General features: G+C 43.9%; 12 protein-coding genes and 1 riboswitch. Of the genes, 7 read left to right on the top strand and 5 right to left on the bottom strand.

Annotated features, from left to right (window positions below; genetic code table 11):
• Positions 1-85: 85 nt before the first annotated feature.
• Together FTV88_RS00385 and FTV88_RS00380 are read right to left on the bottom strand one after the other, a co-directional pair.
• On the bottom strand, positions 86-1,618 hold the full coding sequence (locus FTV88_RS00385; protein ID WP_153723869.1) for a sensor histidine kinase: 1,533 nt from the start codon (positions 1,616-1,618) through the stop codon (positions 86-88).
• A gap of 15 nt (positions 1,619-1,633) precedes the next feature.
• Positions 1,634-2,338 carry a response regulator transcription factor gene (locus FTV88_RS00380; protein WP_153723868.1) on the bottom strand — a complete coding sequence of 235 codons (705 nt, stop codon included), beginning with the start codon at positions 2,336-2,338 and terminating at the stop codon, positions 1,634-1,636.
• An 81-nt stretch (positions 2,339-2,419) separates the two neighbouring features.
• On the opposite strand from FTV88_RS00380, the gene FTV88_RS00375 reads away from it, so the two are divergent.
• Both FTV88_RS00375 and FTV88_RS00370 read left to right on the top strand, forming a co-directional pair.
• Positions 2,420-3,190, top strand: coding sequence for a class I SAM-dependent methyltransferase (locus FTV88_RS00375; protein WP_153723867.1), 771 nt, complete (start codon positions 2,420-2,422; stop codon positions 3,188-3,190).
• A 151-nt stretch (positions 3,191-3,341) separates the two neighbouring features.
• Positions 3,342-3,803: a hypothetical protein gene (locus FTV88_RS00370; RefSeq protein ID WP_153723866.1), complete on the top strand. Its 462-nt coding sequence runs from the start codon at positions 3,342-3,344 to the stop codon at positions 3,801-3,803.
• A 120-nt stretch (positions 3,804-3,923) separates the two neighbouring features.
• On the opposite strand, the gene FTV88_RS00365 is transcribed toward FTV88_RS00370, so the two are convergent.
• Both FTV88_RS00365 and FTV88_RS00360 read right to left on the bottom strand, forming a co-directional pair.
• The gene (locus tag FTV88_RS00365) at positions 3,924-5,507 is read right to left on the bottom strand and encodes a sensor histidine kinase (RefSeq protein ID WP_153723865.1); all 1,584 of its coding nucleotides are present in this window, start codon (positions 5,505-5,507) and stop codon (positions 3,924-3,926) included.
• Entirely contained in the window at positions 5,504-6,208 is a 705-nt protein-coding gene (locus FTV88_RS00360; protein ID WP_153723864.1) for a response regulator, read from the bottom strand. Before FTV88_RS00360 ends, FTV88_RS00365 begins: the two co-directional genes overlap by 4 nt.
• Positions 6,209-6,310: 102 nt before the next feature.
• On the opposite strand from FTV88_RS00360, the gene FTV88_RS00355 reads away from it, so the two are divergent.
• The 3 genes from FTV88_RS00355 to FTV88_RS00345 all read left to right on the top strand — a co-directional run bounded on the left by FTV88_RS00355 (position 6,311) and on the right by FTV88_RS00345 (position 10,189).
• Positions 6,311-7,060, top strand: a complete 750-nt coding sequence (locus FTV88_RS00355; protein ID WP_153723863.1) for a (Fe-S)-binding protein — start codon at positions 6,311-6,313, stop codon at positions 7,058-7,060.
• A 387-nt stretch (positions 7,061-7,447) separates the two neighbouring features.
• Positions 7,448-8,899, top strand: a complete 1,452-nt coding sequence (locus FTV88_RS00350; RefSeq protein ID WP_153723862.1) for a LutB/LldF family L-lactate oxidation iron-sulfur protein — start codon at positions 7,448-7,450, stop codon at positions 8,897-8,899.
• A gap of 651 nt (positions 8,900-9,550) precedes the next feature.
• Complete coding sequence (locus FTV88_RS00345; RefSeq protein WP_153723861.1) at positions 9,551-10,189, top strand: LutC/YkgG family protein; 639 nt, start codon at positions 9,551-9,553, stop codon at positions 10,187-10,189.
• Between the two features lie 27 nt (positions 10,190-10,216).
• Here FTV88_RS00345 and FTV88_RS00340 read toward each other — a convergent pair whose 3' ends face one another.
• Positions 10,217-11,686, bottom strand: coding sequence for a 4Fe-4S dicluster domain-containing protein (locus tag FTV88_RS00340; RefSeq protein WP_243137214.1), 1,470 nt, complete (start codon positions 11,684-11,686; stop codon positions 10,217-10,219).
• A 682-nt stretch (positions 11,687-12,368) separates the two neighbouring features.
• Positions 12,369-12,507: riboswitch (molybdenum cofactor riboswitch) on the top strand.
• A gap of 186 nt (positions 12,508-12,693) precedes the next feature.
• On the opposite strand from FTV88_RS00340, the gene FTV88_RS00335 reads away from it, so the two are divergent.
• Complete coding sequence (locus tag FTV88_RS00335; protein ID WP_153723860.1) at positions 12,694-13,578, top strand: ABC transporter substrate-binding protein; 885 nt, start codon at positions 12,694-12,696, stop codon at positions 13,576-13,578.
• A 226-nt stretch (positions 13,579-13,804) separates the two neighbouring features.
• Positions 13,805-14,770 (top strand): biotin synthase BioB, encoded by a 966-nt coding sequence (gene bioB, locus FTV88_RS00330; protein WP_153723859.1) that lies wholly within the window; start codon positions 13,805-13,807, stop codon positions 14,768-14,770.

Raw genomic sequence — 14,770 nt, 5'->3', positions numbered from 1 at the left:
ATTATGTTTGGGCGAGTTCCACTCGCTCTACAAACATTGTATCTTCTTGTCTTCAAGGTCCTTTTAAGCACTTTTTAAGATTTCTTCAAGATTGACCACTTTTTTCTTCTTTTTGAGCAGGTAAAAAGACAGCAAAGCAACTACCTTTCTTTTTCCCACTTTGTACTGTTATCATACCTCCGTGAGCTAAGACAAATTCTTTGGCAATGGCTAGGCCGAGACCGGTTCCACCTTTTTTCCGGCCCCTTGAAGAATCGCAGCGATAAAAACGGTCAAAGACATGAGGCAAATGTTCGAGAGCAATGCCAGGGCCTTCGTCGACAATGGTCAAGAGCAAGCCTTTTTGTTTTTTGGCTTGCTTTTCAGGCCATCGCAATAGTGGTTTCTCAGGAACAACATGATCAATTCCTTGATCTTCTGCTGAGTTATAAGTCCAACTGTATATCAGTTCATCTAATTCTTTGTCGCCTTCGTCCATTGACAAAGATATTTCTCTCATGATGATACGAATCTTTCCATCAAGAGGGGAATATTCCATGGCATTGCTTAAGATATTAACAATGACTTGGGTAATACGATCAGGATCAACTGAAAGAATTGGAATTTCTCCATAAACATTGAGCTCACCATGAAGCTTTCTTGCTTCCAGTTCAATAGAGAAGATTTCAAGAATTCGACGAACCAACCCTTGCATATCCGTATCAATTCTTCGCAGTGGCAAGTTGCCTGACTCTGCTAAAGACAGTTGCCGTAAATCATCAATGAGACGATTCATACGAATCACTTCATCATGAATCGGCAAAATATTTTCTACTGTCGGTGCTATCAATCCTTGTTGTATCGATTCTAGTTGACCTTGCATTACCGTAAGTGGCGTCCGTAACTCGTGCGCTACATCTGCAACCATGTTTTTACGCACTTGTTCGCCTCGTTGTAGTTCTTTGTTCATTTCATTAAAAGCACTCATTACGGTCCCTAGTTCATCTTTCGAAGTAATAGGCAGCCGTACGTCAAAACGCCTTTTCTTAATTTTTTCTGTCGCTTTGGCTAGTTGGTGAAGCGGTCGAGTTAGTCGACTCGCTAGCAGGTAGCTAATTCCAAAAGCAATAATCGAACTGATGAGGATTGATAAGAGAAAGCTTACAAGCATGGTGGAAAAGATATGAGTTTTTATGCCTTCAAAATTAATGATATTAGGTGACGGTAACCAGAGGGTGCCTACAACTTTCTGATTGACTTCGATCGTTTTCTTGATACCAAAAGTGTTAAAATCAAGTTCAGACCAACGAGTATGACTGCCTCTTGGCCAAGCTGCAATTGGCTCTTCCTTTTCATCGAACAAGACCATGGCAGGTCGCCTGTTGTTTGTACTCATCCGGTCTCGATCTCGGATCTGCACAGGCATAAACTGGCGCTCAACACCTTGCCAGCTTTCGTTATTGAATACATAGTATTGTGCTAAAACTTGAATCATATGGTCATCGATATGATGTTGCACATGCTTTTCATAGCGGTCAAAGACAGCATTGGTCGCTTGAATCGATAAAAAAATGTAAACAACAGCAAGGCTAAAAATAATCAGAAAGGTACTAAGCAGAATCTTGGTTCGTAGCTTCATCGGTTATTACCCACCTCAACTCTGCTGTTCGTTAAATTTATAACCAATCCCAAAAACAGTAAGAATATACTGAGGGTTTCCTGGCGTATCTCCAATTTTTTTGCGTAGATTGCTCACATGGGTATCGATAGATCGTTCGTAATTTACATAGGTTTCTCCCATAACAATGTTCATCAGTTGCAAGCGACTATAAACAACGCCGGGTCGATACGCTAAGGTCTGTAGTATCTTAAATTCCGTAGCTGTTAGATGTAAGAGTTTTCCCTCTAGGGATGCCTCAAATCTTTCATTGTCAATCGACAAGTTTCCCCGCTTCAAAAGGTTGCTTTCTTTTTGTTCTGCTTTATCACTATGGATTTCGTATCGGCGCAGTACAGAGCGAATGCGCGCTGCCAATTCACGTAAACTAAAAGGTTTGGTAATATAATCGTCAGCACCCATTTCCAAGCCCAGTACTTTTTCACTTTCATCAACGCGAGCTGTCAGCATAATGATGGGTGTTTCTCTTTGAGCACGAATTTCTTTACAAAGATCAAGCCCACTTTTTCCCGGTAACATCCAGTCTAGTAAGATCAGATGCGGATTCTCTTTTTCTAGCAAGCATAAAGCTTTTTGACCTTCTAAAGCTTCCAAGACTTCATAGCCTTCAGATATTAAAAACGTACGAATCGTATCAATAATTTTTTGCTCGTCATCAACAATGAGGATTTTTTTTGCCATAGCCTTTCACACTCCTCTTCTTAGCTAGTGTACTATAGAATTGTAAAGATTTTTATAAGATTGGCGTGATAGAGTTAAAGAATGAGTAATAAAGAACTAGATTACTGTGATCCTTATGATGCAAGTCAACCTTTTTATTGGATGAAATTAGAACACCTCGGTCGATACATGTATGCTGCTTATGTCGCTGAGACGAAGCAGTGCCGTAGAATTGTCGATGCTGCCTGCGCCAACGGTTATGGCACCTTCGATCTAGCTTTGTCTGCTTCAGCCGATTATGTCCTGGGCGTCGATAGTAGTGAACAATTGTTGCAAGAAGCCCTAGAGCGTCTCAAAGAACAAAGTCTTTCTACTGTAGACTTTTTGCAAATGGATTTAGAAAAAGATTGCTTTTCCCAGAATTTGCATGAATCGATAGATCTGATTGTTACTTTTGAGACCTTAGAACACTTAGAGAAACCGGAACGTGCTCTCGATGAATTTTATAAGATGCTGACGAGCAAAGGAACCTTGTTGCTCTCGGTGCCCAATGCTTTTTATGAAGCCATTGATAAGGAAGGCAAGTCCAAGAATCCTCATCATAAGCACCTTTTTGACGTACCTTCTATTTGTAGTTTAGTAGAAAAAGCAGGCTTTGTAGTAAGCCAGGTATTGGGACAACCCTTGGCCAATACTTGTTGGTATCGAGAAAAAACAATTGTCAACTTATACAAGTACAATCCTCATACTGTTCAGAGGTACTACAATCAAAGCCCCGAGGCATTGCGCTACTTTAGCCGACTTTTTGCTTGGCCTGAAGTCAATCAAGTTGAGGGTTCCTATTCCATTATCCTTCAGGCTGATAAACAGTAAGTATCTGTGCCCGACCGGGCAATGGGGGTCTCAAAATTTCAATTGTCACAAAACTGTAACTTTCTCGACACAGCCCTGTCATCTTCTCCAGATATAGTAAAGGTGTACAGAGCACCTGCTCTTGTCACAAATCTTGAAAGGGGACGATGTCATGAAAGGAAAGAAAAAGATTCTCGCTCTTACATTAGGTTTTGGTCTAGCCCTTGGTATGGTTGGTACTGCTTCGGCAGCTACACCTGAACAGGTAGAAGCAATTGCCAATCACCATACAATCCGAGTACAGCAAAATACAGAAAGATTGCAAGCACTTGTGGATGCAGGTCGGATTACATCAGAACAAATGTCAGCTGCTTTATCTAAAATGGCACAAAATTATGTGGCCAAGGAAGCTACGGGTTTTGTGGACTGTAAGGGCCTTCAGGTCGATGGTACTTTTGTCGCACCTGAAAGAGGAACGAATGGAGGCACCGGTAAGCAGCAAGGCCTGCGGGAAGTAACGGGCGGTCTCGGTAATGGTAGTGGCTTTGGAGCAAAAAATGGCCAAGGCCAAGGATTTGCCGGTGGAATGGGGCAGTCACAAGGTCTAAAACAAGGGGCAGCTTGGTCTCGTTAAGTTCTCTATCTCTCTCTATTATGGAATATCAAAAAAGACCGAAAGGATGATAGTCAATCCTTTCGGTCTTTTTTTGACCAATTTTCTATAGCCCAGACAGCTTTTTCTTGTTTTTTAGATTTAAAGATTTTTAGGGATTCGGAAGTAAAAGGAAGCCCCTTGACCGGGTCGATTTTCTAAGCCCACCTGGCCACGATGTCCTTCTACAATGGCTTTAACAATGGCCAAACCCAATCCTGATGATGCATCTGTTTTACGATTGCGAGACTTATCACCGCGATAAAAACGTTCCCAAACGCGAGGCACATCTTCTGCTGATAGACCCGATCCTGTATCGTTTACAGAAAAAAGAACAGCCTTTTTTTCCATAGTCAATGTAACGGTCACTTGACCGCCAGGTGGTGTATGTCGAAGTCCATTGTCAATGAGATTCATAAGTGCTTGCTCTAATCGACCCCCATCAGCTCTTATTTCTTTCATTGTATCGATTCTGTCTATTATAGAAGGTTGTAATAAAATATGACGCTCTTTGGCCATCCCTTCCATGCGGCGACAGGTTTCTTTGATTAGATCGTAAGGTAAGATTTTTTCCATCTCAAATCGAAAATACCCTGATTCAAGGCGCGCCAATTCCATAAGATCCTCAACAAGTCGTTCCATTCGTTCTGTTTCAGATAGTATGATCTCGGCCATTTCTTGACGTTCTTGCGCTGTACGAGCCATATCGTCGCGAAGAGCTTCGGCGTAACCTTGAATCAGAAACATAGGCGTTCGTAAGTCGTGAGATACATTGGCAGCTAAATCGCGCATGCTTTGCATTCCCTGGGCTAGCTGTTCGTTTTTTTCTTCTAATTGTTGCAAACTATCTGAAAGCTCTTTAGAAAGGGTATTCAGTGTTTGACCCAAACGTCCAATCTCATCACGCCCTTGTACAGGAAGAGAGTGTTGGAATTTCCCTTTGCGCATTTCTTCAGCGGCTCCATGAAGCAAAGTTAGAGGGCGAGCAACCTTTCTAGAAAGCAAAAAGGCGACAATGCCAGAGAGTAGCAATAGAAAGAGTGCCGCACTTAAAATCCAAGCTTGTAATTGCTCTAGATCCTGCGTTATCGGTTGCAGTGGTGCCAGAATATAGACAACCCGCCATACTTGATCCGATTCTAAAATAGGTACAAAAACCGCCAGTACAGAAACCTCTAAGAAAGGCAATTCACCCTTGCGACTTACCACATGACCTCGTTCTAATTGTTGTGACTCCTCGGCTGTCACGGGGATAAAAAACTGGTTTACGCCGTTAGGTTGTAACAAAGTATGATCAAGATGTCGTTGTTCTCGCCCCACTCTTGGACCCATTAAGGTCTCTTGTTCATGCCAGCGCCCCCACTGTCTTTGCTTTCCTACGGTCATTTCTTCTTTTAAAGGAGAGATGCCATAAGCAAAGACTTCGTCTATATCTCCTTTTGTGCTGCCAAAAAGGACAAGTGCTCCTGTCTCTACCGAAATCGAGTGAGACAGTTGTGCGGCTTTTTCCAGATCTTTTTCTACGCCCACAAGAGCGGCTCTGCTGGCTAACTCTCTCGTTTCCCGTTGCATCGTATAGGTTCCCAAGAGATCGTAAAAAAAAGCTCCCATGAGACCTAGCAAGGCCAGTGAAAAAAAAACCATCATAATCCAGATTTTAAATACAAGGCTCTGCCAAAATTTCATGGCACAACCTCAAATTTATAACCAGCACCTCGGACGGTAACAATGTAGGCAGCCACTTTTTCGGAATGGCGAGAAATTTTCTCACGCAATCGTCTTACATGGGTATCAACAGTGCGACTGTCTCCCATAAAATCATAACCCCAAACCTGATCTAAAAGAACCTCTCGTGTAAAAACTCGTTGAGGATGACGGGCCATATAAAGAAGAAGATTGTATTCTAAAGGTGATAAAAGCACAGCTTGTTCTTCCACGATAACTTTATGTTCTTGAGGAATAATCTGCAGAGCAGGAAAGTAAATTTCTTCTTCTCCCGATTTGTTTCCAATCTCCTTTCCCAGACGCCTTCTCAGCAAAGCTTTTACACGTAATATAATTTCTCGAGGGCTAAAAGGCTTGACAACATAATCATCAGCACCAAGCTCAAAGCCAAGGACTCGATCTGACTCCTCGCCACGAGCAGTTAGTATCAATATAGGTATATTCGATTTTTCTCGTACTTTTCGACAGGTGGTCCAGCCATCTAACCCCGGCATCATTATGTCTAAAATCATAATATCAATGTTTTGTTGTGCCAAGATATCTAGTGCTGACACACCTTCTTCAGCTTCAAGAACTTCCATATTCTCTTGTTCCAAGAACAAGCGTAACATACGCCGTATTTTTTCTTCGTCTTCCACAATGAGGACTTTATCTTTTTTCATATCCGAAAGACCTCTCTTTCAGAGTATTTTTCCTTTACCAAGCCATTCTATATAGGAATCCTCTTTCCTGCCTTTTTTCTTACTGTTGTGGAGGGATCAAAATTGCAGGTTTCCCTGATGATTACTTGTCTTTGTGATAACTTTTACCCTCAAGTCGGCGAAGCGACAGTCCGCGTCTTGCGCCGTCTTGGTGCTACTGTCGTTTTTGTACCCGATCAAGTCTGCTGTGGTCAACCGGCTTTTAATGCGGGCTATCACGATGCGGCACGAGAAGTGGCACGCACATGCTTGCGCGCTTTTCAAGACGCTGAATATGTGGTCAGTCCTTCCGGTTCTTGTGCAGAAATGATTCGAGGAAATTATCTACGCTTATTTAAAGGCGATAAAGATGAGTTTTCCGTGGTAGAAGAACTTCGTGATAAGACCTATGAGTTTTCGGAGTTTCTAGTCAAAGTGATGAAAACAGAGACCATTGATGGTTCTTTTCCTCATAAAGTAGCCTACCACCCTTCTTGTCACCTCACACGGTTTCTCAATATAAAAGATGAACCTTTGCAGTTGTTGCAAAGCATTGCCGATCTGGAACTGGTTGATCTTCCTCGTGCCTATGATTGTTGCGGCTTTGGTGGTACCTTTTCTGTCAAAATGGCTGAAGTCTCTGAAGCACTGGTAACAGAAAAAGCAGAAAATGTCCATCGAAGCGGTGCCAACGTTCTTGTGGGTGCCGATATGGGTTGCTTAATGAATATCAAAGGTCGTCTTGAAAAGCTCGGTTCTACAGTACAAGTCATGCACATTGCCCAGGTAATTGACGAGGCTCAAAAAGCGGTAAAAAAGGCTACCCTGCCTTAGAACGGGAAAATAGATACCTTGTGGTGGGGTAGTGCGTAAACATAGCAGGAAGTTACGCAAAGCTATTCCAGCGGAAGTAACAATCAGTAAAAAGCCCTCTGGGCCTGGGCATCACGCTTTCCGCAGCGGGACTTGGGACCTCAGCTGTCGCCAGCTTGCTGGCGGTAACAGCGTGGGACCAGTCCAGAGCGGAGGAAAGCGTGATGCCCAGGCCCCTGCTAGCAGTAACCCTAACGTAATCAGTAAAATGGCAGAAATGGCACGAAGACTTTTCCTTTGGCAGCTATTTTCATCAAAGGGTTGTGCCCGACCGTGCATGAGGCGTTTGCAGGAAAGTAAATCCAACGATAGAGAATAACAATTTTCTTCATAGAGGCGGTGTTTTCAATGGCCCAGGCTCAGGTCGATCTAAAAAAACGTCTCAATGATGCTTTTGACCATCCCTTTTTACGCAAAGCCGTTGGCTCCGCGACAAATACATTGCGCGATCGCAAAAGAAAGGTCAGTGACGATCTGGGACATTGGGAAGAGTGGCGTAAGCTTGGAGCCCAGATTCGCCATCATGTGATTGATAACCTCGATGTCTACCTCCATCAATTTAGCCAAAATATTCAAGCACAAGGTGCTCAGGTGCACTGGGCCGTTACTGGACAAGAAGCCCTTGATATTTTTCAAAACATTGTAAGCAAACATCAAGCCAAATTGGTTGTAAAGTCAAAGTCTATGGTCTCTGAAGAACTGCATGTGAACCAGCTCTTAGAAGACCTCTGTGTCAAAGTTGTAGAAACAGACCTGGGTGAATATATCATTCAACTGGCTGGCGAAACACCTTCTCACATTATTGTTCCCGCTATTCACAAGACTCGTCAAGAAGTGGCTGCGCTATTCGAGAAAGATTCACAGGAAAAGCAAGTCGCCGATACAGCTGCTCTAACACAGTACGCACGTCGAAAATTACGGCGTCTATTCATGGAAGCCGACGTGGCTGTCTCTGGTTGTAACTTTGCCGTGGCTGATGCAGGCGCTGTTTGCTTATTCACCAATGAAGGAAACGGTCGCCTTGTAACGACGGTTCCACCTGTTCATGTCGTCTTTATGGGTATGGAACGAGTTGTACCTTCCTTTCAAGAATTAGAAGTCATGGCCCGATTGTTACCTCGATCAGCGACAGGACAAAAACTTACTTCTTACCTCTCTGTGATTCGCGGTCCTCGTGGCGTTGGCGAAGAAGATGGGGCCCAGGAAATGCACGTTATTATCGTTGATAACGGTCGCTCTCGCTTACTGGCTGATCCCATTTATAAGGAAGTATTGCGTTGTATTCGTTGTGGCTCTTGCCTGAATACTTGTCCCGTCTATCGTCAAATCGGCGGTCACGCCTATGGCTGGGTCTATAGCGGACCAATTGGCGCCGTGCTCACTCCCTTGCTTCACGAGAACTTATCAGATTGGGGCGAGACTGTTGGTCTTTCTACCCTGTGCGGTGCCTGCACAGAAACTTGCCCTGTACGCATTCCACTTCATGAAATGCTACTTCAATTGCGCGCTCAACGTGTCGAAGCCGGGGTCACCCCAAGCTTAGAAAAAAGTGCTTTCAAACTCTGGGCAAGCACTTGGAGCCGGCCATCCTTGTATCGACTGGCCATAAAAGGTGCCTATTATGGACAAAAAGCCTATCTAAAAGATGGTCACCTCGAAGGCGGCCCGCCCCCTCTCTCATACTGGACCAATTCACGATACTTTCCTCCCATTGCTGAGAAAAGTTTTCGCCAACGGTGGCAAGAAGGGAAGCTAGAAGTCGATCGTAATGAAGCAAGCCTGACAAAGGGTGACCAATAAAAGCACAGAGGAACAGAGCCCTTTCTCCCCATCACTTATAAGAGCTAGAGCAACTATTCTTCTATGTACCGGGCATGACTGGTTAGGACTAAAATAGATAATTTGTGGTGGGGTCAGGCGTTATGAATTCCTTCCGAACGGACTCATCCCACGCCATGAGCGGCAGCAAGCTGCCGATGGCTGAGGTCTGAAGTCCTCTCTCCAGGAAGTCATAACGCCTGACCCAGATACATTATGCTGGGTGTGACTGAGTTTTGGCCTATTGCAAATACAAATACAATAGGCAGTTGCGTATACATCGCAGAAAGTTGCGCAAAGCAATGTCAACGGAAAGTAACAATCAGTAAAAAGCCCTCTGGGCCTGGGCATCACGCTTTCCGCAGCGGGACTTGGGACCTCAGCTGTCGCCAGCTTGCTGGCGGTAACAGCGTGGGACCAGTCCAGAGCGGAGGAAAGCGTGATGCCCAGGCCCCTCTACGAGGTTACTCTATCGTAAGTATGATAAGCCTGTGTCACAGGGACGTTTTTGCTTGGCAACTATTTTCATCAAATGGTTGTGCCAGATCGGGCATAGGGGGAAACACGAAAATAGCATAATGGTTGGATTCATGATTCTATAGAAGTGGAAAGTCTAAAAAAGGAGATTCTATATTGTCTGAAACAGATTTTTACGAAAATATCGCTTCAGCCCTCGGTAGGCCCATGCCCCAAAGTACAGAAAAGCCTACTTTGAAGTTACCACCTCTTGCTGAACAAAGTATGAATCAAGAAACCCTTCTTGAACATTTTGCTAAGAACTTTGAAGCCTTGAGCGGAATTTTCATACGAGCCCGAGACTGGCAAGAAGTGGTGCAACAAGTCCGTTCCATCATGGCAGAACTCCAAATAGAAGAAAAAGACGTAGCCATCTGGCGTGGTTCTGAGCTAATAGAATTGATAAAGGCCTTCCCTGATTTCTACAAGGAAGGCCAAATTAAAAAAGTTGAAAAATCTCTTCTCGGTATTACCTGGGCTCATGGAGCCATTGCTGAAACAGGAACAGTCGCTCTTATGGCAGGCTCTGAACAGAACCGCTCTAACAGCCTTCTCCCTCCTAGTCATTTGGCCATTTTTTCTCAAAAAGAGCTCGTAGCAACATTAGGAGAAGCTTTTCAACGACTTGCTTACAAAGACTACCGGGCGCTGAACCTAATTACGGGCCCGAGTCGCACTTCCGATATTGAAATGGATCTTACCATTGGCGTCCATGGCCCTGGGAAAATGTATATTATTTACATTGAATCAACATAGACCAGTGCCTGATAATTCTTCTATTTCTTACTTTAGCAAAGAAGTAGCTTCCGATATCGTCTTCAAGATAGCTTTCTTGCTATGTTCATCTACCATTCTCTTCGCCTTTGCCTTATGGTTAAAGGAAGCAGGACCACCGACACAACCGTTTACACAGGCCATGCCTTCAATAAAATTGCCAGGTGGTCTCCCTGCTTTCGCCATGCGCAATGCTTTGATACATTCAGCGGCCCCATCACATTTTACTGGATTGACTTGAAGAGGCAAATTATATTCTTTTACCGCCTGTGCTACCGCTTCACCGACGCCACCACAGCGGGCAAAAGCGCGGCCAAAGACAGAAGATTGTTCTAAGGGAATAGGCTCACATTCTGCAGGTTCAATACCAGCGGCGACAAATAGAGCTAGCATCTCTTCAAAAGTAAGGGCATAATCGATGGCGTCGTTGCGATCCCCTTGACGAGCTTCCACTTTCTTGGCTATGCAAGGTCCAATAAAAATGGTAATCGCCTCAGGATGCTGCTTTTTGACATATCGACCGACGGCTATCATGGGTGAAACGGATGTAGAGATGTTATGTTGCAACTCAGGAAAGTGCTTTCGAATGATTTCTACAAAAGCAGGGCAACAAGAGGAAGTTAAGAAAGAACCTTCTCGAACTTTTTCCAGCACTTCTTCTGCTTCTTCAGCTAAAATCATATCGGCACCCAAAGCAGCTTCGTGAACGGCTGAAAAGCCGAGTGCTTTCAAAGCACCATGAATTTGCTCTAGTGATATATCTTCAAACTGCGCCACGATAGATGGTGCCATAACAACATGAATCGGCACTTGATCTTTTTTCTTTAACAACTCTACCACTTGAATGATACAGGATACATCGGCAATTGCTCCAAAGGGACAGCGCAGAGCACAGAGACCACAGTAAATGCATTTATCTTGATTGATTCGAGCAACCTTGTCTTCCCCAAAATCAATGGCTTTTACGGGACATGCTTTGATACATGGGCGTTGTGTATCGGCAATGGCATCATAGGGACAGGCACTATGACAACGGCCGCATTCGATGCATTTGTTCTGGTTAATATAGGCACGTCGATTAATTTGGACGATTGCATCAACGGGGCAGGACTCCATACAAGGATGAGATATGCAACCACGGCAAGCTTCTGTAATCGTAAAGCGATCGACAGGACATTCATCACAACCTGTCTCTAAGACTTGAATAATCTCACCACTTTTACAGTTTCTTGAACCATCACTACCAGAACCACAAGCGAGTTCTACCCTTTGCTTAACAACAGCTCGTTCTTTATAGACACAACAACGGAATCGTGACTTCTTCCCAGGTACAACTACGTAGGGAATCATTTCTTTATCTTGCTCTATCTTTCCGTTCATAGCCATGCGAGCTACTTCTACTAATACTTGATGGCGCAACCATTGTACCGTTGTCTCAAAGCGACGAGGCATGAGGACACGACCTTTCTGAATGAACATTATGATTATTACTTCTTACACTTGACTATTTCGACAGTCAAAATTTATAACCTTCCTTTACTATAACACGAAAATAGCTACCCTGTGGTGGGGTCAGGCGTTATGAATTCCTTCCGAACGGACTCATCCCACGCCATGAGCGGCAGCAAGCTGCCGATGGCTGAGGTCTGAAGTCCTCTCTCCAGGAAGTCATAACGCCTGACCCAGATACATCTTGCTGATTGTGACTGAGTTTTGGCCTATTGCATTGCAAATACAATAGGTAGTTGCGGATAGAAGAAAGTTTCGCCAAGCTATTCCAACGGAAGTAACAATCAGCAAAAACCTTCTGGGACTGGGCATCACGCTTTCCGCAGCGGGACTTGGGACCTCAGCTGTCGCCAGCTTGCTGGCGGTAACAGCGTGGGACCAGTCCAGAGCGGAGGAAAGCGTGATGACCTGGCCCCTCTATGAAGTAACCCCAACGTAATCAGGAAAAGTTATTTTCATCAGTGGTTGTGCCCAACCGGGCATGACTGGTTAACATGAAGGAAATAAGGTCAGTTATGAAAGAACATAGTAGGTTTCTGGTTATCGAAAAAAAGGACATTGCCATTCACTGTAGAATATTTTTTATGTAGAGTAGATTGTACTGTAGGTGTGAAGTAACTTCTCTGTAGAAAGCAACTGCCTACATGCCATCAAAAACTTCATACTCCGAACTGGTTTGCCTACACTACCACTTATCGCTTATGGACGGTAGCATGGTTTCCCAGTCTGTAGGGTTAGCGAAGGAAACTTCCTAGCCTCCCATTGTGGAAAGGAGACTCATTAAGAACTTTGTAAAGAAGGTTTTAAATTTGGTTTTAAAACACTTCCTCCTTTCCGCGACTCTATATTTATGGAAAGGAGGAAGTGTTGTTTTTTATAGTCCTTTTTAAGGGCTTGCAAGTATCAGGATAATCTTATATAAACTTTTGTAGCTTCATCAAAACCATTTACACGTAAGAAAGGCAGGTCGCATTGACTTGAAACATGGAAAAGTAAAAAAGTTTCTCCCCATTCTTTTGATTCTTGCTCTATTTGTTACGTTAACAGGTTGTGGTACCACCAACCAAGAAGGTAAAACAGAAGACATTAAAGAAAATCTAATTCTAGCAACCACCACAAGCACCCAAGATAGCGGTCTTTTAGACGCTCTTTTGCCTGTTTTCATGGAAGAGCATGGCTACTTTGTAAAAACTATTGCCGTGGGTACGGGACAAGCACTGGCCATGGGTGAAAAAGGTGACGCTGACGTACTTTTGACCCATGCTCCGGAAGCAGAACGAAAGCTTTATGACAAAGGTGATATTCTGAACTATCGTCTCGTTATGCACAATGATTTCGTCATTGTAGGATCGTCTGACGACGAAGCTGCCATCAAAGGCCTTACCACCTCAGCAGAAGCTTTTAAGAAAATTGCCGAAGCAGAAAAGCTTTTTGTTTCTCGAGCTGATGATTCAGGCACACACAAAAAAGAGTTAGCCATCTGGGAAAAAGCCTCCATGGAACCGCGCGGTTCTTGGTACATTGAGACAGGAAGCGGCATGGGGCCAACGTTGAACGTTGCTTCCGAAAAAAGCGGTTACACCCTTACCGATCGTGGTACCTACCTGGCTCTAAAAGACAACTTACACCTTGAAATCCTGCTTGAAGGAGAAAAAGATCTTCTGAATATCTACCACGTAGCACAAGTGAATCCAGAAAAGTCTTCCTTGATCAATGCAGAAGGTGCCAAAGCTTTTGTAGAGTTTATGGTTTCAGAAAAAGCACAGCAAATCATCGCTGACTTTGGCGTTGACAAGTACGGATCACCTCTCTTTTTCCCTGACGCTCATCGTGATCCTGCTGAATATGGTTTGACCTATTAAGCAAACTGTAAATCCCTTAGGTAACTCATCACAATAAAGAATGATTTCTGTAAAAGGGCAAGGATAGAAGCCAAGAAAAAAGAGTATCTGCTTTTTTGCAGGTACTCTTTTTTTCACAAAAACAATTGTCAACCTACAGACAACACCACAATTGACAATCACTTTCCCACTGGCTATGATAGGAAATAGTGGAACTATTATAGAATGATGAAAAGGTGGGATAAAGTTGAGTCAACTATTAACACAGATAGAGACTAAGCTTGAAAGTGGTGCTCTTCTTAGCTACGAAGAAGCCTTACAACTGGCTGAAGAGTCGATTGACACAGAAGCTTTACTCGCACTCGCCAATAGAATCCGTCAAAAGTATAAAGGCGATCACGTTGATCTTTGTACCATTATCAATGCCAAGTCTGGCAAATGTGCTGAAAACTGCAAATACTGTGCCCAATCGGCTCATTACAATACCAACATTCCTGAATACCCACTTCTCGAGAAAGAACGCATCGTAGAAGAAGCCAAAAAAAATGAAGCCGAAGGTGTACATAGATTTTCCATTGTCACAAGTGGCGGAAAGCTCTCGAAAAAAGATTTTGAACAAGTCTTAGATACCATTGCAACGTTGCGCCAGGAAACAAAGCTCTTGCTCTGCGCTTCCCTTGGCACTATTACCTTCGAACAAGCTTTACATTTAAAAGAAGCAGGCATTACATCGTATCATCATAACATCGAAACAAGCCGCGACTTTTACAGCCAGATCTGTGATACCCACAGCTACGAGGATCGCATTACAACCATTCAAAACGTCTTACAAGCAGGCCTTGACGTTTGCAGTGGTGGCATCATCGGCATGGGTGAAACAATGGCAGATCGGATCCAAATGGCTTTAGAACTACGAGAACTGGGCGTTCCATCGATTCCCATCAATATCCTCAACCCCATTAAAGGCACACCACTTGAAGATATGGAAATTTTAAAGCCGGAAGAAATCTTAAAAACCCTTGCCCTTTTCCGCCTCATTATCCCTCATGGCACCATTCGCTACGCCGGTGGCCGAAGCGCCCTTGGCCAAGAACAACAAAAAGGCTTTCAAGCAGGCGTAAATGCCGCCCTCGTAGGCAACTATCTAACTACACTCGGCAATTCCATCGCCGATGATATCAAAATGATTCGCGATGCCGGTCTGGAGGTATAA

The organism is Heliorestis convoluta (assembly GCF_009649955.1).
Classification (GTDB): Bacteria; Bacillota; Desulfitobacteriia; order Heliobacteriales; family Heliobacteriaceae; genus Heliorestis; species Heliorestis convoluta.
This window is presented reverse-complemented; position numbering and strand designations above follow the sequence as displayed.

Coding starts and splice junctions, on each gene's coding strand:
- FTV88_RS00350 (WP_153723862.1), top strand. CDS start 7,448: ATGGCCCAGGCTCAGGTCGATCTAAAAAAACGTCTCAATGATGCTTTT.
- FTV88_RS00375 (WP_153723867.1), top strand. CDS start 2,420: ATGAGTAATAAAGAACTAGATTACTGTGATCCTTATGATGCAAGTCAA.
- FTV88_RS00370 (WP_153723866.1), top strand. CDS start 3,342: ATGAAAGGAAAGAAAAAGATTCTCGCTCTTACATTAGGTTTTGGTCTA.
- FTV88_RS00360 (WP_153723864.1), bottom strand. CDS start 6,208: ATGAAAAAAGATAAAGTCCTCATTGTGGAAGACGAAGAAAAAATACGG.
- FTV88_RS00365 (WP_153723865.1), bottom strand. CDS start 5,507: ATGAAATTTTGGCAGAGCCTTGTATTTAAAATCTGGATTATGATGGTT.
- FTV88_RS00340 (WP_243137214.1), bottom strand. CDS start 11,686: ATGTTCATTCAGAAAGGTCGTGTCCTCATGCCTCGTCGCTTTGAGACA.
- FTV88_RS00385 (WP_153723869.1), bottom strand. CDS start 1,618: ATGAAGCTACGAACCAAGATTCTGCTTAGTACCTTTCTGATTATTTTT.
- FTV88_RS00380 (WP_153723868.1), bottom strand. CDS start 2,338: ATGGCAAAAAAAATCCTCATTGTTGATGACGAGCAAAAAATTATTGAT.